At 61.2% G+C, this 24044-nt stretch carries 24 protein-coding genes; 14 read left to right on the top strand and 10 right to left on the bottom strand.

Annotation, left to right across the window (positions count from 1 at the left end; all coding sequences use genetic code 11):
- Positions 1-137: 137 nt before the first annotated feature.
- From O4H31_RS00410 to O4H31_RS00390, 5 genes are all read left to right on the top strand, one after another.
- Positions 138-824, top strand: coding sequence for a response regulator transcription factor (locus O4H31_RS00410; RefSeq protein WP_067261731.1), 687 nt, complete (start codon positions 138-140; stop codon positions 822-824).
- Between the two features lie 262 nt (positions 825-1086).
- Complete coding sequence (locus O4H31_RS00405) at positions 1087-1875, top strand: exodeoxyribonuclease III (protein ID WP_269341710.1); 789 nt, start codon at positions 1087-1089, stop codon at positions 1873-1875.
- Positions 1876-1929: 54 nt separating this feature from the next.
- Complete coding sequence (gene trxA, locus O4H31_RS00400; RefSeq protein ID WP_269341708.1) at positions 1930-2850, top strand: thioredoxin; 921 nt, start codon at positions 1930-1932, stop codon at positions 2848-2850.
- 27 nt (positions 2851-2877) lie between these two features.
- Positions 2878-3522 (top strand): LON peptidase substrate-binding domain-containing protein, encoded by a 645-nt coding sequence (locus O4H31_RS00395; RefSeq protein WP_067937478.1) that lies wholly within the window; start codon positions 2878-2880, stop codon positions 3520-3522.
- On the top strand, positions 3519-3701 hold the full coding sequence (locus O4H31_RS00390) for a Trm112 family protein (RefSeq protein WP_269341702.1): 183 nt from the start codon (positions 3519-3521) through the stop codon (positions 3699-3701). The genes O4H31_RS00395 and O4H31_RS00390 overlap by 4 nt, the downstream gene beginning before the upstream one ends.
- A gap of 10 nt (positions 3702-3711) precedes the next feature.
- Here the strand turns inward: O4H31_RS00390 and O4H31_RS00385 are convergent, their stop codons facing one another.
- Entirely contained in the window at positions 3712-4938 is a 1227-nt protein-coding gene (locus O4H31_RS00385; protein ID WP_269341701.1) for an FAD-dependent monooxygenase, read from the bottom strand.
- A gap of 85 nt (positions 4939-5023) precedes the next feature.
- Here O4H31_RS00385 and O4H31_RS00380 point away from each other — a divergent pair, with 85 nt between their 5' ends.
- The 4 genes from O4H31_RS00380 to O4H31_RS00365 all read left to right on the top strand — a co-directional run bounded on the left by O4H31_RS00380 (position 5024) and on the right by O4H31_RS00365 (position 11374).
- Positions 5024-6358 carry an amidase gene (locus tag O4H31_RS00380; RefSeq protein WP_269342980.1) on the top strand — a complete coding sequence of 445 codons (1335 nt, stop codon included), beginning with the start codon at positions 5024-5026 and terminating at the stop codon, positions 6356-6358.
- 120 nt (positions 6359-6478) lie between these two features.
- The gene (locus O4H31_RS00375; protein ID WP_269341699.1) at positions 6479-7663 is read left to right on the top strand and encodes an aminotransferase class I/II-fold pyridoxal phosphate-dependent enzyme; all 1185 of its coding nucleotides are present in this window, start codon (positions 6479-6481) and stop codon (positions 7661-7663) included.
- A 12-nt stretch (positions 7664-7675) separates the two neighbouring features.
- Positions 7676-10591, top strand: a complete 2916-nt coding sequence (locus O4H31_RS00370) for a DNA translocase FtsK (RefSeq protein WP_269341697.1) — start codon at positions 7676-7678, stop codon at positions 10589-10591.
- A gap of 177 nt (positions 10592-10768) precedes the next feature.
- On the top strand, positions 10769-11374 hold the full coding sequence (locus O4H31_RS00365; RefSeq protein ID WP_269341695.1) for a LolA family protein: 606 nt from the start codon (positions 10769-10771) through the stop codon (positions 11372-11374).
- Positions 11375-11444: 70 nt separating this feature from the next.
- Here O4H31_RS00365 and O4H31_RS00360 read toward each other — a convergent pair whose 3' ends face one another.
- On the bottom strand, positions 11445-12035 hold the full coding sequence (locus O4H31_RS00360) for a lytic transglycosylase (protein WP_269341693.1): 591 nt from the start codon (positions 12033-12035) through the stop codon (positions 11445-11447).
- Between the two features lie 305 nt (positions 12036-12340).
- On the opposite strand from O4H31_RS00360, the gene hspQ reads away from it, so the two are divergent.
- A complete protein-coding gene (hspQ, locus tag O4H31_RS00355) occupies positions 12341-12667 on the top strand; it encodes a heat shock protein HspQ (protein ID WP_067261750.1) in 327 nt (108 codons plus the stop codon).
- 36 nt (positions 12668-12703) lie between these two features.
- On the opposite strand, the gene O4H31_RS00350 is transcribed toward hspQ, so the two are convergent.
- The 3 genes from O4H31_RS00350 to O4H31_RS00340 all read right to left on the bottom strand — a co-directional run bounded on the left by O4H31_RS00350 (position 12704) and on the right by O4H31_RS00340 (position 15312).
- Entirely contained in the window at positions 12704-14281 is a 1578-nt protein-coding gene (locus tag O4H31_RS00350; RefSeq protein WP_269341687.1) for a gamma-glutamyltransferase family protein, read from the bottom strand.
- A gap of 223 nt (positions 14282-14504) precedes the next feature.
- The gene (locus tag O4H31_RS00345; RefSeq protein ID WP_269341685.1) at positions 14505-14969 is read right to left on the bottom strand and encodes an ATP-binding protein; all 465 of its coding nucleotides are present in this window, start codon (positions 14967-14969) and stop codon (positions 14505-14507) included.
- A 4-nt stretch (positions 14970-14973) separates the two neighbouring features.
- Positions 14974-15312, bottom strand: a complete 339-nt coding sequence (locus tag O4H31_RS00340; RefSeq protein ID WP_120352124.1) for an STAS domain-containing protein — start codon at positions 15310-15312, stop codon at positions 14974-14976.
- A gap of 87 nt (positions 15313-15399) precedes the next feature.
- On the opposite strand from O4H31_RS00340, the gene O4H31_RS00335 reads away from it, so the two are divergent.
- The 4 genes from O4H31_RS00335 (at position 15400) to O4H31_RS00320 (ending at position 18635) form a co-directional block, all read left to right on the top strand.
- A complete protein-coding gene (locus O4H31_RS00335; RefSeq protein ID WP_269341683.1) occupies positions 15400-16572 on the top strand; it encodes a thiolase family protein in 1173 nt (390 codons plus the stop codon).
- Between the two features lie 71 nt (positions 16573-16643).
- Positions 16644-17102, top strand: a complete 459-nt coding sequence (locus O4H31_RS00330; protein WP_269341681.1) for a GAF domain-containing protein — start codon at positions 16644-16646, stop codon at positions 17100-17102.
- Between the two features lie 48 nt (positions 17103-17150).
- The gene (locus O4H31_RS00325; protein ID WP_269341678.1) at positions 17151-17798 is read left to right on the top strand and encodes a pseudouridine synthase; all 648 of its coding nucleotides are present in this window, start codon (positions 17151-17153) and stop codon (positions 17796-17798) included.
- A 183-nt stretch (positions 17799-17981) separates the two neighbouring features.
- Complete coding sequence (locus tag O4H31_RS00320; RefSeq protein ID WP_067624311.1) at positions 17982-18635, top strand: peroxiredoxin; 654 nt, start codon at positions 17982-17984, stop codon at positions 18633-18635.
- 7 nt (positions 18636-18642) lie between these two features.
- Here O4H31_RS00320 and O4H31_RS00315 read toward each other — a convergent pair whose 3' ends face one another.
- From O4H31_RS00315 to O4H31_RS00295, 5 genes are all read right to left on the bottom strand, one after another.
- Positions 18643-19395 (bottom strand): glycosyltransferase family 25 protein, encoded by a 753-nt coding sequence (locus O4H31_RS00315; protein WP_269341675.1) that lies wholly within the window; start codon positions 19393-19395, stop codon positions 18643-18645.
- Between the two features lie 53 nt (positions 19396-19448).
- Entirely contained in the window at positions 19449-20153 is a 705-nt protein-coding gene (locus O4H31_RS00310) for a glycosyltransferase (protein ID WP_269341673.1), read from the bottom strand.
- Between the two features lie 60 nt (positions 20154-20213).
- Positions 20214-22355, bottom strand: a complete 2142-nt coding sequence (gene pnp / locus O4H31_RS00305) for a polyribonucleotide nucleotidyltransferase (protein ID WP_269341671.1) — start codon at positions 22353-22355, stop codon at positions 20214-20216.
- Between the two features lie 282 nt (positions 22356-22637).
- Complete coding sequence (rpsO, locus tag O4H31_RS00300; RefSeq protein WP_067624299.1) at positions 22638-22907, bottom strand: 30S ribosomal protein S15; 270 nt, start codon at positions 22905-22907, stop codon at positions 22638-22640.
- Positions 22908-23075: 168 nt separating this feature from the next.
- The gene (locus O4H31_RS00295) at positions 23076-24038 is read right to left on the bottom strand and encodes a calcium-binding protein (protein WP_269341666.1); all 963 of its coding nucleotides are present in this window, start codon (positions 24036-24038) and stop codon (positions 23076-23078) included.
- Positions 24039-24044: the final 6 nt, after the last annotated feature.

Raw genomic sequence — 24044 nt, 5'->3', positions numbered from 1 at the left:
TCAGCGTTTATCTAAGTTATATCCCAAGGAATTGAAACATTTCACGCTTTGTTGACACGAGGCTGTGAGACAGTGGTCACATCCCTTGTCGGACACCGTGCCGAAGCGCATGTATAAGGCAACAGACGGAGAGATAGATGGCCCAGCTTAAGAAAATCCTGCTCGTTGACGATGACGATGACCTGCGCGAAGCGCTGAGTGAACAGCTTATCATGACCGAGGATTTCGATGTGTTCGAGGCCGCCAACGGCACCGAGGCGATGACCAAGGCGAAAGAGGCGCTCTATGATCTCATCATCCTCGACGTGGGCCTGCCCGATACCGATGGGCGCGAGCTTTGCCGTCTGATGCGCAAACAGGGGGTGAAAAGCCCGATCCTGATGCTGACCGGCCATGACACCGATGCCGATACCATCCTCGGCCTTGATGCGGGGGCGAATGACTATGTCACCAAACCGTTCAAATTCCCCGTCCTTCTGGCCCGTATCCGTGCGCAGCTTCGCCAGCACGAGCAATCCGAAGATGCCGTGTTCCAGCTTGGACCCTATACGTTCAAGCCCGCGATGAAGGTTCTGACCACGGAGGACGACCGCAAGGTGCGTCTGACCGAGAAAGAGACCAATATCCTCAAGTTCCTCTACCGCTCCAACGATGGTGTGGTGCCGCGCGATGTGTTGCTGCATGAGGTTTGGGGCTACAACGCGGGCGTCACGACCCACACGCTTGAAACCCATATTTACCGCCTGCGGCAGAAGATCGAGCCTGACCCTTCGAATGCCCGCTTGCTGGTGACTGAATCCGGTGGTTATCGCCTGATGGCATAAAACCGGGAACCATTTCCAACCTCGTTTGGTTGGAAACCCTGAGAGGCGGGGTTTTCATGACCCGCCACTCGGTTTGAAGCCCGACTTTTGTACCCGGGTAAAGGTACATACCTCCCTGTTGGACTGGCCGGGCCATAGTGCCCGGCCTTTTTTTATCTGCTGTCCATCTTTAGCCCCAGAGACTTGTGCGCAGATTTCCGCATGGCACCCCCGCGCCACCCGCGTTATTGTGCCGACCTACCCCCAGACCGGAGCCTTCCCCATGTCCTTCTCTCTCGCCACTTGGAACATCAACTCTGTCCGTCTGCGCGAGCCTTTGGTGCTGAAGCTGCTGGCCGAACACGGGCCTGATGTGCTGTGCCTGCAAGAGTGCAAAAGCCCGGTCGACAAGATCCCGGTCGAGGCGTTCAAGGCGGCTGGCTATACGCACATGGTGGCGCGCGGTCAGAAGGGCTACAACGGCGTGGCGATCCTGTCGAAGCTGCCCTTGGTGGATGCGGGCGATCAGGATTTCGCCATGTTGGGCCACGCCCGCCACGTCGCGGCAAAGCTGGAAAACGGCACCACGATCCATAATTTCTACGTCCCCGCAGGCGGGGACAAACCCAACCGCGAGATCAATGAGAAATTTGGCCAGAAGCTCGATTACCTCTCGGAAATGCGCGACTGGTTTCATAGCGACAAACCCGAGAAGTCGATCCTTGTGGGCGACCTGAACATCGCCCCGCGCGAGGATGATGTCTGGGACCACAAAAAGCTGTTGAAGATCGTCAGCCACACGCCGGTCGAAGTCGAAGCGCTTGGCGCGGCGCAGGATGCGGGCGATTGGGTCGACATCACCCGGCAGGATGTGCCCGCGGGTAACCTATATAGCTGGTGGTCCTACCGCGCCGCCGATTGGGATGCCGCCGACAAGGGCCGCAGGCTCGATCACATCTGGGCCACCTCTGATATCGCACAGGCCGGGCACTCCAGCCATATCGTCCGCGATGCGCGCGGTTGGGAGAAACCCAGCGACCACGCGCCGGTTTTTGCCAGTTTTGACCTTTGAATCGCGCCCCCGCACGTCCATATAAGGCCAAACGCGATTAGCGAGGATAACAGCATGACCGACTTGAACCTTTCCACCGCCGTCCCTGCGGATGCCGACCTGATCAAGGACACGACCGAGGCGACCTTCATGGCTGACGTGGTCGATGCCTCGCAAATGGTGCCGGTCATCGTTGATTTCTGGGCGCCGTGGTGCGGCCCCTGCAAGACGCTTGGCCCGATGTTGGAGGACGCCGTGCGCGCGGCCAAGGGCGCGGTGAAGATGGTGAAGGTCAATGTCGATGAGGCCCAGAACATCGCGGGCCAATTGCAGATCCAGTCGATCCCCACGGTCTATGCCTTTTTCAAAGGCCAGCCGGTCGACGGTTTCCAAGGCGCGCTGCCGCAGTCCGAGATCAAGGCTTTCGTCGATCGCGTGGTAAAGGCGGGGGGCGGCGAAGCGCCCGGTGATACGCTGGCCGATGCCGTCGCTGCAGCCGAAGAGATGCTGGCCGAGGGTGCCGCCACGGATGCGGCGCAGACCTTTGCCGCAATTCTGGAAGAAGACCCGATGAACGCGCCCGCCTATGGCGGCATGGTCCGGTCCCATATCGCCATGGGCGCATTGGATCAGGCCGAAGCCCTGCTGAACGGCGCGCCGATCGAAATCTCCAAAGCCCCCGAGCTTGAAGCCGCCCACGCCCAGCTTCAACTGGCGCATCAGGCCGCCGATGCCGGCCCCGTGGCCGAGTTGACCGAGACGGTCGAGGCCAATCCCGACGATCATCAAGCGCGCTTCGATCTGGCCCAAGCGCTTTACGCGCATGACGATGCCGAGGCCGCTGTCGATCACCTGTTGGAACTGTTCCGTCGGGACCGTGAGTGGAATGACAGCGCCGCCAAAACGCAGCTTTTCACTATTTTTGAGGCGCTTAAGCCCAATGATCCGGTGGTGCTCAATGGCCGTCGCAAACTGTCGTCAATGATATTTGCCTGAGGAGACGGGCGCGCTAAGTCCCTTGTCATGATCAAGCCAGCAGAACTGCCCAAGACTATTGCGATCTTTCCGTTGGCAGGGGCGCTGCTGCTGCCCCGCTCGCGCCTGCCGCTGCATATCTTCGAGCCGCGTTACCTTCAGATGATCGAAGACGCGCTCAAAACTGACACGCGGTTGATTGGCATGGTCCAGCCCAACGAGATGCCCGGCCGCGACGGCAACGGGCTGCACCAGATAGGCTGCGCGGGCCGCATCACCCAGTTTTCCGAGACCGAGGATGGCCGCTATATGGTGACCCTTGGCGGCGTCTCACGCTTTCGCGTGGTGGAAGAGATTGAGGGCTTTTCCCCCTATCGCCGCTGCGATGTGAACTGGGCGGGCTTTGACCGTGACTTGGGCGAGGATGAGGTCGACGACAGTTTCGACCGGGCGCGGTTTCTTGATCTCTTGGGGCGGTATTTCGACACCCGCGGCCTCTCGGCTGATTGGGACACGTTGAAAGATGCCGAGGATGAGCTGCTGATAAACTCCCTGTCGATGATGTTGGAGTTTGAGGCCGAGGATAAACAGGCGTTGCTAGAGGCGCCGTCGCTGGAAACCCGGCGCGAGACATTGGTGACATTGATCGAATTCGCGATGCGCGGCGGTCAGGAAGAGGGCTTGATGCAATGACGGATGCGACCGTTCAATTCGACCGCCGGATGTTGGAGGCATTGATCTGCCCGCGCACCCAGACGACGCTGACCTATAACGCGGAAAAGCAAGAACTGGTGTCGAAAGCTGCCGGGCTGGCCTATCCGATCCGCAATGGCATTCCGGTGATGCTGCCGGATGAGGCGCGGACGCTGTAACTGGGCCCCGCTAAAGGGGCTTCCCACGCATCAATCGGGGCAGGTCACCCGTCAGCCCCGCCGCTTCGCGGATGAAGGTCCGCCGCAGGCCGGGCAGGGCGTTGATCGCAGCCATGCCCATGTCGCGGGCCAGGCGCAAAAACGCATTATCGTTCGAAAACAATCGGTTGAAGCTATCGGTCGCAAGCGCAAGGCTGGCATTGTCGAACCGCCGCCATTCCTGATAGCGCGCCAGTATCGCGTCGTTTCCGGGGTCTTCACCACGGCGCACCGCATCAGCGATTACCTCGGCCAAGGCCGCCACATCGCGTAGACCCGCGTTCAACCCCTGTCCCGCGATGGGGTGCACGCCATGGGCCGCGTCGCCCAAAAGCGCCACGCGCGGGGCGGTCATGGAATGCGCCAGCGACAGGCCCAGCGGATAGCTGTAGCGCGGGCCGGTCAGGGAAAGCTCCCCCAGAAAGCTGCCAAAGCGCGGGCGCAGCACGTCGAGGTATTGCGCATCCGGCAGGGAATTGATGGCGGCGGCATTGGCGCTGGCTTCGCTCCAAACGATCAGCGAGCGGTTGCCGGTCAGCGGCAAGATTGCCAGCGGGCCGGGGGGCATGAAGAACTGATGCGCGATGCCGTGATGCGGTTTTTCGTGATCGACCACACAGACCAGCGCCGTTTGACCATAGGACCATGCGATGCGCTTGATGCCCGCGCGTTCAGCCGTGCCGCTGCCGCGCCCATCGGCGCCCACGGCCAGCCGCGCGCGCAGGGTCTTGCCACCCTCCAGCGTCAGGGTGATGCCGGTCGGCTCGACCGTTTGATCGGTGACGCGGGTGTCGTTCAACAGGGTGATCGCCGGATCAGCCGCGACGGCCTTTAGCAAGGCGCGCCGTAGGTGGCGGTCTTCGACCATATGACCCATCGGGCCTTCTTCGATCTCGGCATGGTCGAAATGCATGAACATCGGCGAGGGGCCGGTTCCGGCACGCCCGTCGGTGACTTTGATCTCCAGCATCGGCTGAGCGTCACCGGCGATTTCGGGCCAGATGCCGAGGCCTTCCATCAGTCGCACCGAAGTCAGTGCCAGCGCATAGGCACGGCCATCGAAGTCGGCGTTCTCAAAGGTCTGCGCGGGCAGGGCGTCGATCACCGCCACACGCAACCCGGCGCGGCTGAGGGCCAAGGCAAGGGCAGGGCCGTTCAGCCCGCCGCCGATGATCGCGATATCGTGGTCAAAATCCATGGCCCTAGATATGACCTGCGCGCGGGGATTGTCCATGCGCCGAACGGTCGCTAGGTTCGCCGCGAACATCGGCAAGGGGTACGACATGCGCGAATGGTTGGAAATGACGGCAGCGGATCTGGGCCGCGGGATCGCGACAGGGGACATCGACCCGGTGACGCTCTGCGATACTTATCTCGATGCCATCGACGCGCTCCCGATGCGCGACCGTATCTATGCCCGCGTCACCCATGACCGCGCCCGCGCCGAAGCCGCCGCAGCGGCAGAGCGCGCCCGCGACGATCAGCGCTTGTCGCCGCTCGATGGTGTGCCAATCTCTTGGAAAGACCTATTCGATACCGCCGGCACAGCGACGGAGGCGGGGACCAAGCTGCTAGAAGGCCGCGTGCCGGAGCGTGATGCGGAAGTTCTGGCCAATGCGACGGCGATGGGGCTGGTCTGTCTGGGCAAGACCCACATGAGCGAATTGGCCTTCTCGGGCCTTGGTCATAACCCCAGCACCGCGACGCCGCCTTGTGTGAACGAGCCGGACAGTGTTTCGGGCGGTTCATCTTCCGGGGCCGCGGCGTCGGTGGCCTTCGGGCTGGCGGCGGCGGCGATTGGCTCTGATACGGGCGGCTCTGTGCGTATCCCGGCGGCGTGGAACGATCTGGTGGGGCTCAAAACCACAGCGGGCCGCGTATCTCTGGCCGGGACGGTGCCGTTGGCGGCGAAGTTCGATACGGTCGGCCCGCTTTGCCGTTCTGTTGAGGACGCGGCGCTGCTGCTGGGTATTTTGGAAGGGGCGAAGCCTGCTGATTTGCAGGAAAGCGAATTGGAGGGCTGTCGCTTCGCGGTGCTGACCAATGTCGTGATGGAAGAGCTTTCCGAGGAGCCGAAAGCGGCTTTTGAAGCGGCAGTAGAGCGGCTTAGAGACGCAGGTGCCACTGTCGATGAAATCGTCGTGCCCGAAGTCGAAGACGCGATGCCGCTGAGTTCTTGCCTCTACACCACCGAAGCCTACGGTCTTTGGCGAGATGTCATCGAGGCCAATCCAGAGGCGATGTTCACCGAAATTCTTGAGCGTTTTCGGTTGGGTAAGGGGTTCTCCGGCCCCGATTACGTTGCTGCTTGGGCCAAGCTTGATCTGGCGCGGGCGGGCTATGACCGTGCCGTTGCAGGCTATGACGCGGTGCTGGTGCCAACTGCACCGATGCTGCCACCGAACATTGAGCGGCTGAACAGCGATCACGACTATTACCTCGCGCAGAATCTCCTGTCTCTGCGCAACACGCGAGTCGCGAATCTGATGGGGCTCTGCGCGCTTACGTTGCCAACCGGAACGCCGTCCTGCGGCATCTCTTTGATGGCGGCTCCCAATGCCGAAGAGCAGCTTTTGCGCCTTGGCGCAGCGGCTGAAGCGGCCCTGCGCGAGGCATAACAGCGCACGACCGAAAAGCCACAAGGGCCGCAAATCTCCCGGTTTTTCTGGACGGGAGGGACGCCCTTGGGTACCTTGGGGCAAACGGGGCGCAAATGATCCCGATCCGAGGCAGTTTTGATGATGTATTCCGAGCGGTTTTCGAACCTTCCGGCCCACGTGTGGCCGCGCCTGCGCGCCTTGCTTGATGGGCATGAGGGCGGCGGTACGCCTATCCATATGACCATTGGCGAGCCGAAACATGCGTTTCCGGCTTGGGTCACGGATGAGATCACGAAACACGCCGAAGGCTTTAACAAATACCCGCCAAACGACGGCTCGCCCGAATTGCGCGGCGCCATCGCCGCATGGATTGCCCGCCGCTACGGGGTCGAAATGGACCCCGACAGTGAGGTTATGGCCCTGAACGGAACCCGCGAGGGGCTGTACAACGCCGTCATCGCGCTCTGCCCAACGACCAAGAATGGGGAGAAATCGGCGATTCTAATGCCGAACCCGTTCTACCAAGTTTATATGATCGGCGCGATTTCGGGCGCAGCGGAGCCGATCATGGTCCCCGCCACCGCCGAGACCGGGCATTTGCCCGATTTCGCCAGCTTGCCCGAAGAGGTGCTCCGCCGCACCACGGCGGCCTATCTTTGCTCCCCCGCCAATCCGCAGGGCGTTGTCGCCTCGCGCGATTACTGGGCCGATCTGATCGCGCTGGCCGAGAAATATGATTTCCTGATTTTTGCTGATGAATGCTATTCCGAGATCTACCGCGACACGCCGCCCACCGGCGCGTTGGAGGTGGTTGAGGAACTCGGCACCGACCGCAACCGCGTTGTGATCTTCCACTCGCTGTCGAAACGCTCCAACCTGCCGGGGCTGCGGGCGGGTTTTGCCGCCAGCGGGGCAGAGACGATGCGCGAGATCAAACAGTTGCGCAATTACGCGGGCGCGCCGTTGCCGCTGCCCTTGCAACAGGCCGCTGCCGCCGTTTGGGCGGATGAAGCGCATGTGGAGGAGAACCGCGCGCTCTACCAAGAGAAATACGCCATCGCCGACCGTATCTTTGGCAATGTGCCGGGCTATGCGAGCCCCGAGGCTGGGTTCTTTCTATGGCTCCCGGTCGAGGATGATGAGGCCGCGGCGTTGAAACTGTGGCGCGAGACAGGCGTGCGGGTGCTGCCTGGCAGCTATCTGGCGCAGAACGTTGCCGGGAACAATCCCGGTCAGAATTACATTCGGGTCGCCTTGGTGGCTCCAAAAGACGAAACGACGCGCGGGTTGGAAGCGATCCGCGACTGTCTGTATTCGACATAAGCGAGGGACGACATGGCATATCAGACACGGGGACGCGATCCATTGCTAGACAGCAACATGGCCGAGGCAATCGAAAAGCGCGGTCGTGAACTGCTGGGGCTGGCGCTGATCATGCTGGGCATTATGGCCGCCATGATGATCGGCAGCTACACGCCCGACGATCCAAACTGGATGGTCTCGACCGATGCGCCGGTGCAGAACTGGATGGGCCGGATAGGTGCCTCCATCGCGGCACCACTGTTCATGATCGTGGGCTGGGGCGCTTGGGGCATCGCCATCGTCCTGCTGTTCTGGGGTGGGCGTTTCGCGCTGCATCAAGGCGACGACCGCGCTCTTGGGCGTCTGATCTTTGCCCCCATCGCCGTCGCTCTTGGGGCGATCTATGCCGCGACGCTGGCCCCTGGTCAGGAATGGCTGCTGACCCATAGCTTCGGTCTGGGCGGGCTTTTTGGCGATACCGTTATGGGCGCGTTGCTGACGGTCTTGCCCATCGGCTCGACCCTGACGGTCAAGCTGATGTCGCTTTTGATGGGCGTGGCGATTCTGGCTCTGGGTGCTTTTGTGCTGGGCTTCACCAAGGCCGAGTTGATGCGCATCACGCGGTTCCTGCTGGTCGGTCTGATCATGGCCTATGCCGGGTTGATGACCCTGTTGGGCCGGGGGGCCAGCGGTGCCGTCGTTGCCGCGCAGAACCTGTCGGCCCGTCAGGCCGAACGCCGTGAGCGTCGCCGTCAGGAGGCAGAGGAAGCCGAGACTTGGGCCGCACAGGACGCAGGTCAGGATTACTACGCGCAGCAAGCCCCAATGGCCGAGCCGGAAGCAGAGCCGCGCAGCCTGTTTGGCCGCATGCCTGGTCTTATCAAACGCCCCGAAGCGGACGATATGCCCGAGCCGGAACTGATCGAGACCTACAGCGACGCGATCGTGGATGAGACACCGGGCGAGGAGCGCATCAAGAGCAAGATCGCCGATGTCATTAAGAACCGCGTCCGCAATGCCAATGCGATCCACACGCCCACAACCGCGCCGCTGACCAAGGGCCGGGGCCGCGGGCCTGACCCGCTGTTGCTGAACACCAGCCAGCCCGCCACCCTGCGCGCCGAGCCGCCTTTGACCGCCGGGGCTGGGACCTTGCGCCCCGAGCCGCTGCTGCGCAAACCGCAGGTGCAGCCTGAGCCGGCACCGGAGCCGATGGTCGAAGAGCCGATGATGCAAGAGCCGATGGTTGAGCGCTACGAGGATACCGTCACCTCTGAAACCCTGCCGTTGCAGCAAACGCCCGCGCCAGAGGCGATGAAAATCCCCGTGGCCGAGCCGCGCAAAGTGGTGCAGCAGCCCACCCGCAAACCTGTCCAGCCCTCGAAACAGGCGCAGGTCGAAGCGCAGCCCACCTTGACCTTCGACGACACGCACCCCGGTTTCGAATTGCCGCCGCTGAGCCTTTTGGAAAGCCCCGAGAGCGTGCAGCGTCTGCACCTGAGCGACGAGGCGCTGGAAGAAAACGCGCGGATGCTGGAAACGGTGCTCGACGATTACGGCGTCAAGGGCGAGATCGTCGCCGTGCGCCCCGGCCCCGTCGTCACCATGTATGAGCTTGAGCCTGCGCCGGGTCTCAAGGCCAGCCGCGTCATCGGTTTGGCGGATGACATCGCGCGCTCTATGGCCGCGCTGTCGGCGCGTGTTTCCACCGTGCCGGGCCGCAGCGTGATCGGAATCGAACTGCCCAATGAGAACCGCGAGAAGGTGATCCTGCGCGAGATCCTGTCGAGCCGTGATTTCGGCGACGGCAACCAGCGCCTGCCGCTGGCGCTTGGCAAGGACATCGGCGGTGATCCGGTTGTCGCCAACCTTGCGAAAATGCCGCACCTGCTGATCGCGGGGACCACAGGGTCGGGTAAATCCGTGGCGATCAACACGATGATCCTGTCGCTGCTGTACAAGCTGACGCCGCAGGAATGCCGGATGATCATGATCGACCCCAAGATGCTGGAACTCAGCGTCTATGACGGCATCCCACACCTGCTGTCCCCGGTTGTGACCGACCCGAAAAAGGCCGTGGTCGCGCTGAAATGGACCGTGGGCGAGATGGAAGAACGCTATCGCAAGATGTCCAAGATGGGCGTGCGGAACATCGAAGGCTACAACGGTCGCGTCCGTGAAGCGTTGGCCAAGGGCGAGATGTTCTCTCGTACCGTGCAGACCGGTTTTGACGAGGACACCGGCGAGCCAATCTTTGAGACCGAAGAAAATACCCCCGAGGCGCTGCCCTATATCGTCGTTATCGTCGACGAGATGGCCGACCTGATGATGGTCGCGGGCAAGGAAATCGAAGCCTGCATTCAGCGTCTGGCGCAGATGGCGCGGGCATCGGGTATCCACTTGATTATGGCGACGCAGCGCCCCTCGGTCGATGTTATCACCGGCACGATCAAGGCGAACTTCCCGACGCGAATTTCCTTCCAAGTGACCTCGAAAATCGACAGCCGCACGATTCTGGGTGAGATGGGTGCCGAGCAGCTGCTGGGCATGGGCGACATGCTTTATATGGCAGGCGGGGCCAAGATCACCCGCTGCCACGGGCCATTCGTCAGCGACGAAGAGGTCGAAGAGATCGTCAACCACCTCAAGCAGTTCGGTGAGCCCGACTATGTCGGCGGCGTGGTCGAAGGGCCGTCCGAGGACAAGGAAAGCAACATCGACGCGGTGCTGGGCCTTGGCGGCAATACCGATGGCGAAGACGCGCTTTATGACACCGCCGTTCAGGTGGTCATCAAAGACCGCAAATGCTCGACCTCCTACATCCAGCGGAAACTGGCGATCGGCTATAACAAGGCCGCGCGACTGGTTGAGCAGATGGAAGACGAAGGGCTTGTCTCTCCGGCCAACCACGTTGGCAAGCGCGAAATTCTGGTACCGGAACAGGCATAGGGGGCGATCTCCCCCTCCCCTCTTGGGGGATAGACATAAAAACACCGCCCGGATCACTGTCCCGGCGGTGTTTTTTATGGGCCGGGTGAGGGGCGATAGCGAAAAACCGCCCCCTGATATCGAATATCACGGCAACCCGCCCTATGTCAGAGCGTGAGGCAACACAGGACGAACAACATGCGTAAACTTACTTCTGCGATTCTGGCGATTGGTTTGGCCGTATCCGCCCCCCTCGCGGCGGCGGCGCAGCAACTGTCGCTGGGCGAGATTTCGGGCTATCTGAACCAGCTTCGGACCGCCAAGGGCGATTTCACCCAGATCAACGATGATGGGTCGATCAGCTCGGGCACGATCTATATCAAACGCCCCGGTAAGGTACGTTTCGAATATAACGCGCCGGATTCCGGTCTGGTCGTCGCGGGTGCCAATACGGTTGTGATCTATGACAAGAAATCCAACCAACCGGCGGAGACTTACCCATTGGCGCGTACCCCGCTGTCGATCATTTTGGCGGAAAACGTCAATCTGGGCCGCGCCAAAATGGTGACGGGTCACAGCTATGACGGCACCGCCACAACGGTCACGGCCCAAGACCCCGCCAACCCGCAATATGGCAACATCCAGATGAAGTTCACCGGCAACCCGGTGCAGCTGCGTCAGTGGATCATCAATGACGGCAATGGCAGCGCCACGACCGTTGTGCTGGGCGACATGCAGGTGGGGGGCAATATCTCCAACAGCTTGTTTGACACCGCAGGCGCACGGGCAGGCAGCAAACGCTAAGCGGCCCTGCTGAAACAAAAAACGCCCCGGCTGATCCAGCCGGGGCGTTTTGCATTGGGTTAGATCGTTTTTACCAGCGGCTCAAACGGCAGCCGGCGATTTGTCTTTCATACAGTTTGGCGCGGGAATCGACCTTGCCCGCGACCCCGACCAGCCAAGCCTTGCTGTTGTAGCTTTGCCGGGAAAAACCCGTGTGCCCCTCGTGATAGGCGAGGTATTGGTTGCGGGCGTCATGCAGGGACACGCCGTTCCGGTCGCGCGTCAGGTTCATGTACCAGCCCATGAAATCGCTCGCGTCGCGGATTTCGTCGCGTTTCGCACGCCAGCGGCCTTCGGATTCCAGATATTCATCCCATGTCGCGTCCAAGGCTTGTGAATAACCAAAGGCGCTGGACTGACGGCCCATTGGGATCACGCCCAGCACGTATTTGAACGGCGTCCGCGCGTCAGCCACGAATTTGCTTTCTTGGTGGATGGTGGCCATCTGCACGTGGATCGGTACACCCCATTTGCGCTCGGTCGCGCGGAATGCCCTCAGATAGTCGGGGTGCTCTTTCAGGATCGTGCAGGCGTTATCCAGATCACGCGGGGCCGTTTGAGGCCCGCCGCCGCAGGATGCCACCAGCAGTACGATCATCATTGCGCAAAAATGCTTGCTCATCTGCCTCTCGCCTCTCGTTTTTGTTAGGGGACGTTTTTTCAAAGGACTTTAACCGATTCACCCCCTTCATCACATCACTAAATTGGGAAAATGCCCGCCGCGTTGCGCGATATTGCGCTGACCGCGCAGCCCCGCGCAGGCGGTATTCCGCGAAATCCCGACAAAGCTGTTGATCGCCTGCCCAGAGTGCTGCCGGAAACCCACTGTCGGTGCTGCGTTCACAGTCTGTTTCCCCGCGCACAGTCGCTGTGATTGGACAAAAGCCCCTTGAAAGGGCTACCGTCGAGGGGTAGGGGCAGCATGTTATGATACGAACACGCGCAAAATATCACCTCGGACAGATTGTCCGTCACAAGAAGCATCCCTTTCGGGGCGTGATTTTTGACGTCGACCCAGAATTCGCCAATACCGAAGAATGGTATGAGGCGATTCCCGAAGAGAACCGTCCGGTGAAAGACCAGCCGTTCTATCATCTCTTGGCCGAGAACGATCAGAGCTACTATGTGGCCTATGTATCCGAGCAGAACCTCGTGGCTGATTATTCGGGGGAGCCTGTGGACCACCCCGATATCCCTGATCTGTTTGGCCCATTCACCGACGGGGCCTATCCGCTGCATTTCCAGATGAACTAAGCCCGGCGGGCCGTTGCCAGCCCGCCAGACATTTCATCAATAGCCCAAGGCGCAGCCGTCCTTGCGCGGGTCGCTCGCGCCTTCCAGCACGCCGTCTTCGCGGATGCGGATCGCCTGTGCCCCGCCGATTGCCGTTTCGGGCACTTCGACCTTATGGCCCAGATCGCTTAGCTTCTGGCGGACATCGTCGCCAAAGCCGCGTTCGACCTTCATCACTTGCCCATCGGCAAAGGCGCGGGGTGCATCAATGGCGCTTTGCACGTCCATGCCGAAATCGGTGAGGTTTGAGGCAAACCGCGCGTGGCCGCAGGGCTGATAGGCCCCGCCCATCACCCCAAAGGGCATGGTAACGCGACCGTTCTCGCGGATCATGCCGGGAATGATCGTATGCATCGGGCGTTTGCCGCCTTTCAGCTCATTCGGGTGCCCTTGTTCCAACGTGAAGCCCGCGCCACGGTTTTGCAGCAGGATGCCGAACTTGTCCGAGGCGATGCCAGAGCCGAAGCCGTGGAAGATCGAATAGATCAGCGAGACCGACATGCCGTCACCATCTACCACGGTGATATAGATCGTGTCTTTGTGCACCGCCTCGCTGATCGGCGCGGCGGCGGCCATGGCGCGTTTGGGGTCGATCAGCGCTGCAAGGGCGCGGGCAGTTTCTGGCGCCAGCATGTGCTCAAGCCGCGTGGTGTGATCCGGGTCCGCCAGAAACCGGTTGCGCGCGTCATAGGCCAATTTGGTGGCCTCGGCTTCAATATGCAGCCGCTCGGCTCCCAGTGGGTCCATCCCGGCGATGTCGAAATGATCGAGGATATTCATCAGCAGCAGGGCGGTCGCCCCTTGGCCATTGGGTGGATGTTCGACCACTTCGAGGTCTTTGTAGTGGCCCGACACGGGCGTCGTGACTTCAGCCCGCGCCGTCGCGAAATCCTCGGCGCTATGGCTGCCACCTGCAGCTTGCAGGGTGGCGATCATGTCTTCGGCGATCTCTCCGGTGTAGAAGGCATCGCGCCCTTTCGAGGCCACGCGGCGCAGCACTTCGGCCTGTCCCGGCGCGCGGAAAATATCACCGACGCGGGGCGTTCTACCGTTGATGAGGAAATGATCCCGCGCGCGCCCCTGAAGGGTGCCGCCATCGTTGGCCCAGTCAAAGGCCACGCGCGGGGCGACGGGCACCCCGGCATCGGCATAGTGGATCGCGGGGGCCAGCAGCGCGTCCAGCCCCAGCTTACCGAGGTTGTCAGACAGGTGGCAAAAGGCATCTATGGCGGTGGGAATGGTCACCGCATCGGCTGAGCGCAGCGGCACCGTCTTCTCGCCCTTGTCGCGCAGCTTGGCGGCGTCCAGCGCCGCGGGTGCGCGGCCAGAGCCGTTGAGCGCAAAGACTTCCTCGCTCCCCGCCGGAGAGTAGAGCACGAAGCAATCGCCGCCAATCCCGGTCATCTGCGGCTCGCAAATGCCCAGCAGAACCGCCCCTGCAATGGCCGCGTCCATGGCGTTTCCCCCGCGCGCAAGGATATCGACCGCCGCCCGCGCGGCGAGCGGGTGCGACGTGGCGCAGATGCCATTGGTGGCCAAGACCGGTGACCGACCGGGAAAGTGAAAATCGCGCATGTGCTGTCCCTCGCTGATATATCAGCGTGACCCTAGACGGTCATTTCGGTTCTGCCAATGCGGGGAAAGATCCTCGGCACCGCGTACTGGGTGGGGGCTATTAAACGCGATGCCGAGGGAAGCTATTTGCAGCTACAGGCACTCTTCTGCCCTACAACAAAGGCGCAATTGTGATCCCAGCAGGGCCGTTTTGCGAAATCTGCCTGCCGCACTGCCGCAGGTGTTAACGCGGCGGCAACCCGACCGGGAGCCGCAGGTTGATCCGGTTCTCTTGGGCCAGACGGCTATAGCTTAGGTCTTTTGCCAGATCGCGGATCAGAAACCAGCCAAAGCCCCCTTCGGGAAGATCGCAGACCGGGCGGTCGATTTCTTGCGGCAGGCCCAAGGGCGCTTGCAGGTCGGGCATTGGCAGCCCCTCGTCCGACACGGCAAGGTGCAGGCCATCGGGCGCATGATGACAGGCAATATGGATGGGGCCGGGGAGGTCGGCATCCGAATAGGCATGTTCGACGATATTGTTGAGCATTTCGGCGACGACCAATCGCACCACGCAGACTTCTTCGGCCTCAAGCGCGAGGCAGGTGAGACCGTCCAGCAGAAGCGTCAGAGCCTCCCGCGCGGCGTGGGGGCCGCTGTGAACGGTGATCTCAAACGGGCAAAGCGCAGAGCGCGCGGCGGGCTGCCGCATGGCGCTATCCCCGGTGCGCGCTGAGGGCGGCGTCCAGCGTGTGAAAAATGCCAAAGACCGTGTCCATCCGGGTAAGGGTAAAGACCTTTTCCACCGCCGGAGTTAGCCCGGCCAGCACCAAGGCCCGCTGCGGTGCCAGATGTTTCATCGCCGCCACGATCGCGCCCAGCCCGCTGGAATCGATGAAGTTGACCCGGTGCAGGTCAAGGATCACAACCGATGGCGCTTGGGTCGTGGCGCGGCGCACCGCGTCCTTGAACTCCAGTGCGGCGGCGGCGTCGATCCGTTCGTGCAGCACGCTGACCACGCAAAAGCGGTCTTCTGTTTTGGCGGAAACTTCCATAAACATGCCTCGAGACTTTGAAGTTCGAGACGTGATTAACCGTAAAACCTTACCAGCTGGTGTGCGGTGCAACTCTAGGAGAACGTGATGCGCAATGTCGTGATAACCGGTGCAGCCAGAACCCCGATGGGCGGTTTCCAAGGGGCTTTCCAAGGGCTGACAGCCGCGGAATTGGGCGGCAGCGCAATCAAGGCGGCGTTGGGAACGACGGACCCCGCCGAGGTCCAAGAGCTGCTGATGGGCTGCGTTCTGCCCGCAGGGCAGGGCCAAGCGCCCGCGCGTCAGGCCGGTTTCAAAGCGGGACTGGGCGAAGAGGTGCCCGCCACCACGCTCAACAAAATGTGCGGCTCTGGGATGAAAGCGGCGATGATGGCCTTTGACCAGATCGCACTTGGCCATACCGATGTGATGGTCGCGGGCGGCATGGAAAGCATGACCAACGCGCCCTATGTGCTGCCGAAAATGCGTGGCGGCGCGCGGTTGGGCCATGGGCAGGTGATCGACCATATGTTCCTTGATGGCTTGGAAGACGCCTATGACAAGGGCCGCCTGATGGGCACCTTTGCCGAAGATTGCGCCGAGCGGTTTCAGTTCACCCGTGAGACCCAGGATGACTATGCGCTCGCGTCGCTGTCGCGGGCGATTGAGGCCCAAGAGGGCGGTGCTTTCGCCGATGAAATCGCCCCGGTTGAGGTGACATCGCGCAAGGGCACCACCACAGTCAGCGCCGATGAACAGCCCGCCAGCGCCCGGCCTGAGAAGATCCCGCAGCTGAAACCGGCCTTCCGTGAGGGGGGCACGGTGACGGCGGCGAATTCCTCATCGATCTCCGATGGGGCGGCGGCGCTGGTGCTGGCGGATGAGGAGACCGCCAAGACCCGCGGCCAGGCCATCCGCGCTCGGATCGTCGGCCATGCCAGCCACGCCCAAGCGCCGGGGCTTTTCACCACCGCACCCGTGCCCGCAGCGCAAAAACTGCTGGAGCGGATCGGCTGGAAGAAAGAAGACGTGGACCTGTGGGAGGTCAATGAAGCCTTCGCCGTGGTGCCGCTGGCCTTCATGCATGAGATGGACCTGTCGCATGACATCGTGAACGTTAACGGCGGCGCCTGTGCGCTTGGCCATCCCATCGGTGCCTCGGGGGCGCGGATCATGGTGACATTGCTGAACGCGCTGGAAAAGCGTGGGTTGAAGCGCGGTATCGCGGCGATCTGCATTGGTGGCGGCGAAGGCACCGCCATCGCGATTGAGCGTCCCTGATCCACGTTTCTTTAACTATTTGAAGGGAGGCGGCCCGCCTCCCTTTTCCCGTCTGTAATAAGAGTTTCACCATGACAGTCGACTACCAAACCCTTGCCAAAACCATCGCCGCCCTGACCGACGGCGAAGATGACGCCGTGGCCTTGATGGCCACGATTGCCTGCGAGGTGCATCAGTCCGATGACCGCTTTGATTGGACGGGCTTCTACCGCGTGACCGCGCCTGAATTGCTGAAAATCGGGCCCTATCAAGGGGGGCACGGCTGTCTGGTGATTCCGTTCTCGCGTGGGGTCTGCGGGGCTGCTGCGCGCACGGGCGAGGTGCAGTTGGTGGCGGATGTCGATGCGTTCCCCGGGCATATCGCCTGCGCATCCTCGACTCGGTCGGAACTGGTGCTGCCGGTTTGGAACGGGGCAGGTGAATTGCTGGGGGTCTTTGACATCGACAGCGATCAGCCAAATGCGTTCACCCAAGCGGATGCCGATGCGCTGTCGGCGATCCTCAAAGACAGTTTCGCCGCTGCCGCCTAAAGGCCGCGCATTGCTTGATCAGCGGGGCGGCATCTGCGAGGGGAAGCCATGGATAGCGAATATAACCCGCCGCAGGACCCGCTGGTCATTCTGCATGAAGACGCCGAAGTGCTGCTGGTCGACAAACCCTCGGGGCTGCTCAGCGTGCCGGGCAAGGGCGAGCATCTGGCCGATTGCCTGATCGCGCGGGTGCAGGCGGTCTTTCCCGAAGCGCTGCTGGTGCATCGGTTGGACCGTGACACCTCGGGCGTGATGATCTTTGCGATGACGCCCCATGCGCAGCGCCATCTTGGGCTGCAGTTTGAAAAACGCATGACGCGAAAAACCTATGTTGCCCGGGTCTGGGGCGTGCCGGAAGAGAAGTCCGGCACGGTCGATCTGCCGTTGATCGTTGATTGGCCCAATCGGCCCTTGCAAAAGGTCTGCCATGAAACGGGCAAGCCCGCGCAGACCGACTGGAAAAAGATCAAGTCCGATGGCGAGACCGCGCGCATGCGCCTGTTCCCAAAAACCGGACGCAGCCACCAGCTGCGCGTGCATATGCTGGCGCTTGGGCATCCGATCTTGGGCGACCCTTTCTATGCTACCGGGCCCGCGCGGGATTTTCCGCGGTTGATGCTGCATAGTGAGGAGTTGCGGTTTAACCATCCGCAGGGCGGGGCATCGACCAAGGTACGGGCCAAGGCCCCTTTCTGAAGGGCGCTCCGTGCCCAGCCTTGCGATGTGAGGCGGGTGCGGGATCGGTATATAAGAAAGGATGAAGGGGAAGGGGCCGTGGCGCTGCGGTGAAGTTTTGCTTTGTGGCAATCGGGGGGTGAAAATGGCGGGGTTTGCGATTACCTCTAGCCTATCTGTTCACAGATTGACCCGGAGGATATCATGGGCTTGCGTATCAACGACACTATTCCCGACCTTACCGTCGAAACCGATCAGGGCAGTTTTTCGCTGCATGAGTTTGTCGGTGACAGCTGGGCGATCCTGTTCTCGCATCCGAAGGATTTCACCCCCGTTTGCACGACCGAATTCGGCGCCGTGGCGCGGCTCTCCGATGAGTGGGAAAAGCGCGGCACGAAGGTGATTGGCGTCAGTGTCGATGGGGTTGAAGAGCATAAAAAGTGGAAGGGCGATATTGAGAAGGTTGCGGGCACCAAGGCCGGTTTCCCGATCATCGCGGATGCCGGGCTGGAGGTGTCGAAGGCCTTTGATATGCTGCCCGCCGAAGCCTATATGCCCGATGGTCGCACGCCCAATGACAGTGCCACTGTACGCTCGGTCTTTATCATTTCGCCGGATAAGCAGTTGAAGCTGAGCATGACCTACCCGATGAATGTCGGCCGCAACTTTGCCGAGGTGCTGCGGGCGCTGGATGGGTTGCAGACTGCTGGCAAGAACGGTGTGGCGACACCAGCGGATTGGCAGGTGGGTGAGGATGTGATCATTCCCGCGACCGTGTCAGACGAGGACGCCAAGGCGAAGTTCGGGGCGTTCGATACTGTTTTGCCCTATCTGCGCAAGGCCAAGCTGCCGGGTTGATGCGTTGTTAGCGATGGCCGAGCTTATGCGCGAAGGCCATCGCTTTCTCATGCAGCAAGCGGCGCTGTTTGCGCAGACCATAGAGCGGCGATCGGCGGAATTGTCCCCGATTTCCGCCTGAGCGGGCGGAAATGTCACTGTCGAACCGGCCAGCGGTGACGAGGCTTTGGGCGGTTGCCAGCCCCATGTCGGAACGTGTGAGGACTTGTCTTAACATATTGTCTGCGGGGCAGAAAATAGGCTCGGAGGCGGCAAGGAAGGCCTTGGCTCCGGCGCGGTTCCAGATCAGCGCATGGGCGAGCATGGGGAAATAGTGGGCGCGGAGCACTTCAATGCCTGCGACCTCTGCCATGGGACTGGTGATTTTCATGCGCGTTGCGCCCAAGTTGACGCAGTGCCAATCGTCGCGGGCGCGAAGCCATTCTATCAGTTTCGGCACGGCGGTTTTAAACTCAGGCTGCAAGGCGATATCATCTTCAAAAACGAAGCCGATCTCTTCGCTGCTTTCCAAGAAGGCTGTGGCGGCGCGTTGGTGGGAGACGTAGCATCCGACCTCACCTTGGGTCATTGAGCGGCCCATGAACCGTCGGGCTTTGCTATCATCATAGGGCGCGAACTGCGCGAGGTCGATTTCACGCCCGTCGAATGCGTCTACGCGGATCGGGTCAATTTGCGCGCCGTCCAACTCGGCCTTCGCGCTGTCCAGCCGCTTGGGGGAGGCGGCGAGATTGATGACGAATCCCTTAGGGCGCTGCGGCATGGATCTGACCTCATCCCTGTCGGCCCGGAGGGGCGGCGACAGGTTCTTACGGGTTAAGCTTTGGGGGTGGGCCTACCGCGCAGCCAGTTCTTGAACCGTTTGAAGGCGGAGGGCGGTTTGTGGGCGACGCTGACAAACCCGATGTGTTGGCAAGCGCCGGGTTTCAAAAAGGCCGTAAATTTTCCCTGTTTGCGCAGGTGACGCGAGATATGGCTTTCACGTTTGAAACCACTGAAGCCGCCAACCTCTTTCCAGAGGGAGAGGGGGGCAAGATGCGGATTGAACGTATAGCCATACCATTTGGGGCTGAGGGCATCCATGCGCGCGTAGGAGACGCCCGCACAGTCCTCATTGACGATCTGGGCGCGGGCCGCGTCTTCGATGAAGAAGTTATCGGTGTCGCGGAAACAGACCGAGGAAACATCGGGATGGGCCTCTAGCAGGCGCAGGGCGTCATCTAAAAAATCGTGGCGGGTGAATTCCCAGTCGTCCTCCATGTGAAAGACATAAGGCGTGCGCACCTTGGCGTACATGGCGTCAACGGCGGGGTGGTGTCCGACCTGTTTGCCCAGATCAACGCGCTGGCCGTGGGGGCAGAGACGGTCGAAGACCGCGCTTGTTTCAGCATCGCCAAAGTCGTTGATGCCAATGATGGGGAGCTTACGCAGTTCCGGGCCGAGGCTTTCGAGCGTTTGTTGCAGGACATCGGGGCGCAGCCCCATGGTAATGCAAATCGTGACCAGATGCTCTGCGCTCATGTCTTGTACTGCCCTGCGGGAAAAACTGCGGACCCCGGTAAGGGTCCGCAGCAGTTTTTATCAACCTTCTGCCGGTTCTTTCTTCTCGGCAGTGATCTCTTCGCCAGTCTCTTGATCAACAACTTTCATCGACAGGCGCACCTTGCCGCGATCGTCAAAGCCCAAGAGCTTCACTTTCACTTCCTGACCTTCTTTCAGAACGTCCGAAGGATGGTTCAGGCGGCGGTTTTCGATCTGGGACACGTGGACTAGACCGTCGCGCTTACCAAAGAAGTTCACGAAAGCGCCGAAATCGACGATCTTCACGACGGTGCCGGTGTAGACCGCGCCTTCTTCGGGCTCTGCCACGATCGAATAGATCATGTCATAGGCCTTTTTGATGGCGTCGCCATTGGCGCTTGCGATCTTGATGATGCCTTCGTCGTTGATGTCGACTTTGGCGCCGGAGACTTCGACGATCTCGCGGATCACCTTGCCGCCCGAACCGATCACTTCACGGATCTTGTCGGTGGGGATCTGCATGGTCTCGATGCGCGGGGCGTGGACGGAGAAGTCCGCGGCCCCCGAGATCGCTTTGTTCATCTCGCCAAGGATGTGGATACGGCCTTCTTTGGCCTGAGCCAGGGCTTTTTCCATGATCTCGGGCGTGATGCCGGCGACCTTGATGTCCATCTGCAGGGATGTGATGCCCGCTTCGGTCCCGGCCACTTTGAAGTCCATGTCGCCGAGGTGGTCTTCGTCACCGAGGATGTCCGACAGGATCGCGTAGGAGCCGTCATCTTCGAGGATCAGACCCATGGCCACACCGGCCACCGCCGATTTCAGCGGCACGCCTGCGTCCATCATCGAGAGCGAACCACCGCAGACGGATGCCATGGAGGACGAGCCGTTGGATTCGGTGATCTCGGACACGAGACGGATGGTGTAGGGGAAGTCTGTCGCTGCGGGCAGAACCGCCTGCAGAGCACGCCAAGCGAGCTTGCCGTGGCCAACTTCACGACGGCCGGGAGGGCCCACGCGACCCACTTCACCAACCGAGTAGGGGGGGAAGTTATAGTGCAGCAGGAAGTTCGATTTGAAGTTGCCGTGCAGCGCGTCGATGAACTGCTCATCGTCGCCGGTGCCGAGCGTGGTCACGACCAAGCCTTGGGTTTCACCACGGGTGAAGAGCGCCGAGCCGTGTGTCCGCGGCAGGATGCCGGTTTCAGCCACGATGTCACGGATTTCGTCGGTGCGACGGCCATCGATACGCTTGCCGGTTTTCACCACGTCGCCACGCAGGATGCTGGCCTCAAGGCCCTTCATCGCGGAGCCGAGGTTCTTGTCCTCAAGCTGCTCTTCGGTGAGCTTGCTCTTAATCGTCTCGCGGGCGGCGGCAACAGCGGCGGTGCGCTCTTGCTTGTCGGCGATGGCGAATGCGGCACGCATTTCGTCTTCACCGGCAGCTTTTACAGCGGCAGACAGCTCCGAGTAATCGTCGGGCTGGAAGTCGAAGGGCTCTTTCGCGGCGTCTTCGGCCAGATCGATGATCAGGTCGATGACCGGCTGGATCTGCTCATGGGCGAACTTAACCGCACCCAGCATTTCTTCTTCCGACAGCTCATAGGCTTCGGATTCGACCATCATCACGGCGTCTTTGGTACCGGCGACAACCAGATCGAGGCGCTGATCGGGGTTCAGGCGCAGGTCCTGCATGTCGTCGATTGTCGGGTTCAGGACGTAGTCGCCGCCCTCGTAACCGACGCGGCAGCCAGCAATCGGGCCACGGAACGGCGCGCCGGAAATTGTCAGCGCGGCGGAGGCGGCGATCATGGCGACCATATCGGGGTCGTTGACCAGATCGTGGCTCAGCACGGTACACATCACCAGAACTTCGTTTTTGAAGCCGGGGACGAAGAGCGGGCGGATCGGACGGTCGATCAGACGCGCGGTCAGGGTTTCTTTCTCGGTGGGGCGGGCCTCACGCTTGAAGAAGCCACCCGGTACTTTACCGGCGGCATAGTATTTCTCTTGGTAGTGCACGGTCAGGGGGAAGAAATCCTGGCCCGGCTTTTGCTGACGTGCATACGTCACGTTGGCCATAACGCTGGTTTCCCCCAGCGTGGCAATCACCGACCCGTCCGCCTGACGGGCAACCTTACCGGTTTCCAGTGTCAGCGTCTCTTCGCCCCACTGGATCGATTTTTTCGTTACATTAAACATCTACGTTTCCTTTTTGGCCCATTGGCCATTGCATAGGGGCCGTATTGCCCCTGACTCCGGTATCTTCTTTTTCAGGCGCAGGAGTCCGCGCGCCGGATTTCAGATTGCGCGGACATACAGGTTTTCAAGGCAAATGGGAAGCGTTCTGTCGCAGCGGGGCTGTGAGCGGCGGCTTCTCTCCGTTGCGCACTGTGCTGATCTGCGCGCAACAAAAAACCTCCCGGCGCGGGCCGGGAGGTTTGGGTCGTCCTGTCACCGGGAAACCCGGCGGGCTGTCCGCAATTAGCGGCGCAGGCCGAGGCGCTTGATCAGGTCCTGATAACGGGACTCATCTTTGGCCTTAACGTAATCCAGCAGCTTGCGGCGCGTCGCGACCATTTTCAAAAGACCACGGCGGCCGTGGTTGTCTTTTTTGTGGGTCTTGAAGTGCTCGGTCAGCGTGACGATGCGCGAGGTCAGAATGGCAACCTGTACTTCGGGCGAACCGGTATCGCCTTCTTTGGTGCCGAAATCTTTCATGACTTTTGCTTTTTCTTCAGCAGTAATCGACATCGGGGTCTCCTTTCGAAAAGAGTTTAAATGGATGGCACAGGCCGGGATGTCGTCCAGCTCAGGCCCATGGAGATATCACCCGCTGACGGAATCAGCAGGCGATGGGGGCGTATAGGAGGAATTCGCGCCTTTGGCAAAGGGTGATTTATGCGCCGATAGCGCGCCGTGTCACGCCGCAAGGCCAAGGTCAAAGGCCGCAGACAGCGGGATCAGCGCAATATCGTCCATCGTGACGCTGTCGCCGACCACCCTCGCGACGATGATATCGTCTAGCAGGACAAGCGTTTGTCCCGCGTCATCGGGGTCGGGCAGGATCGACAGCGGCGGCTCTGCCCCGGTGGCGCTGCTGTCGTCCCACACAAAAAGCAGCGAATCATCTTCTGCGTGATAATCCGTGATTTGCGCCGCCCCGCCTTGGCCGATCCAGTCCCCCAAGGCGATTTGATCCGTGCCCTCGCCGGATGTCACCATGTCCCCGGCGCCCGCAACGATCAGGTCATCCCCGCCGCCGCCGTTAAGGTAATCGCGGCTTTGCAGGTCATCCGCTCCGGTCAGCGTATCGTCGCCCCAGCCGCCAAAGAGCGTATCCTCGCCCGCGCCGCCGCGCAGCGCATCATCGCCAAGCCCGCCTTGCAGCGCGTCATTTCCGGCTTCGCCCTCCAGCAGGTCATCCCCCGCGGAGCCTTGCAGCGCGTCATCGCCGGCACCGCCAAAGAGGAAGTCATCGCCATTATGGCCAAAGAGGCTGTCGTTCCCTGCGCCGCCGAAAAGGTCATCATCTCCGTCATTGCCGTGCAGGCTGTCGTCGCCATCATCGCCGCGCAGCGTATCATCACCGTCGTGGCCGTGCAGGTCATCAGCGCCTTCAGCGCCACGAAGCAGATCATTCCCGCCGTAGCCGCCAAGTTGGTCGTCGCCCGTGCCGCCCTGCACCGTCTCTCCGCCATCGCTGCCCGACAGGATGTCTCCGACGGTGTTGGGGTCGCGCGGAGTGTCACCTTCTGGAACATCATCATCGGGCGGCGTTTCGATTTCTACGAAAGTGACAGCGCCGACCGCCATCAGACCCATTACACCAGCCAGCCACAACATGCGCAGTTCCACCCGTTCATTGCTTGATGCCCCACACATCATCCC

This window comes from Sulfitobacter dubius (assembly GCF_027214245.1).
GTDB lineage: Bacteria > Pseudomonadota > Alphaproteobacteria > Rhodobacterales > Rhodobacteraceae > Sulfitobacter > Sulfitobacter dubius_A.
This window is presented reverse-complemented; position numbering and strand designations above follow the sequence as displayed.

Coding starts and splice junctions, on each gene's coding strand:
- O4H31_RS00365 (WP_269341695.1), top strand. CDS start 10,769: ATGCGTAAACTTACTTCTGCGATTCTGGCGATTGGTTTGGCCGTATCC.
- O4H31_RS00375 (WP_269341699.1), top strand. CDS start 6,479: ATGATGTATTCCGAGCGGTTTTCGAACCTTCCGGCCCACGTGTGGCCG.
- O4H31_RS00360 (WP_269341693.1), bottom strand. CDS start 12,035: ATGAGCAAGCATTTTTGCGCAATGATGATCGTACTGCTGGTGGCATCC.
- O4H31_RS00325 (WP_269341678.1), top strand. CDS start 17,151: ATGGATAGCGAATATAACCCGCCGCAGGACCCGCTGGTCATTCTGCAT.
- rpsO (WP_067624299.1), bottom strand. CDS start 22,907: ATGTCGATTACTGCTGAAGAAAAAGCAAAAGTCATGAAAGATTTCGGC.
- pnp (WP_269341671.1), bottom strand. CDS start 22,355: ATGTTTAATGTAACGAAAAAATCGATCCAGTGGGGCGAAGAGACGCTG.
- O4H31_RS00310 (WP_269341673.1), bottom strand. CDS start 20,153: ATGAGCGCAGAGCATCTGGTCACGATTTGCATTACCATGGGGCTGCGC.
- O4H31_RS00380 (WP_269342980.1), top strand. CDS start 5,024: ATGCGCGAATGGTTGGAAATGACGGCAGCGGATCTGGGCCGCGGGATC.
- O4H31_RS00370 (WP_269341697.1), top strand. CDS start 7,676: ATGGCATATCAGACACGGGGACGCGATCCATTGCTAGACAGCAACATG.
- hspQ (WP_067261750.1), top strand. CDS start 12,341: ATGATACGAACACGCGCAAAATATCACCTCGGACAGATTGTCCGTCAC.
- O4H31_RS00395 (WP_067937478.1), top strand. CDS start 2,878: ATGATCAAGCCAGCAGAACTGCCCAAGACTATTGCGATCTTTCCGTTG.
- O4H31_RS00345 (WP_269341685.1), bottom strand. CDS start 14,969: ATGCGGCAGCCCGCCGCGCGCTCTGCGCTTTGCCCGTTTGAGATCACC.
- O4H31_RS00330 (WP_269341681.1), top strand. CDS start 16,644: ATGACAGTCGACTACCAAACCCTTGCCAAAACCATCGCCGCCCTGACC.
- O4H31_RS00405 (WP_269341710.1), top strand. CDS start 1,087: ATGTCCTTCTCTCTCGCCACTTGGAACATCAACTCTGTCCGTCTGCGC.
- O4H31_RS00350 (WP_269341687.1), bottom strand. CDS start 14,281: ATGCGCGATTTTCACTTTCCCGGTCGGTCACCGGTCTTGGCCACCAAT.
- O4H31_RS00385 (WP_269341701.1), bottom strand. CDS start 4,938: ATGGATTTTGACCACGATATCGCGATCATCGGCGGCGGGCTGAACGGC.
- O4H31_RS00410 (WP_067261731.1), top strand. CDS start 138: ATGGCCCAGCTTAAGAAAATCCTGCTCGTTGACGATGACGATGACCTG.
- trxA (WP_269341708.1), top strand. CDS start 1,930: ATGACCGACTTGAACCTTTCCACCGCCGTCCCTGCGGATGCCGACCTG.
- O4H31_RS00295 (WP_269341666.1), bottom strand. CDS start 24,038: ATGTGTGGGGCATCAAGCAATGAACGGGTGGAACTGCGCATGTTGTGG.
- O4H31_RS00340 (WP_120352124.1), bottom strand. CDS start 15,312: ATGGAAGTTTCCGCCAAAACAGAAGACCGCTTTTGCGTGGTCAGCGTG.
- O4H31_RS00390 (WP_269341702.1), top strand. CDS start 3,519: ATGACGGATGCGACCGTTCAATTCGACCGCCGGATGTTGGAGGCATTG.
- O4H31_RS00335 (WP_269341683.1), top strand. CDS start 15,400: ATGCGCAATGTCGTGATAACCGGTGCAGCCAGAACCCCGATGGGCGGT.
- O4H31_RS00315 (WP_269341675.1), bottom strand. CDS start 19,395: ATGCCGCAGCGCCCTAAGGGATTCGTCATCAATCTCGCCGCCTCCCCC.
- O4H31_RS00320 (WP_067624311.1), top strand. CDS start 17,982: ATGGGCTTGCGTATCAACGACACTATTCCCGACCTTACCGTCGAAACC.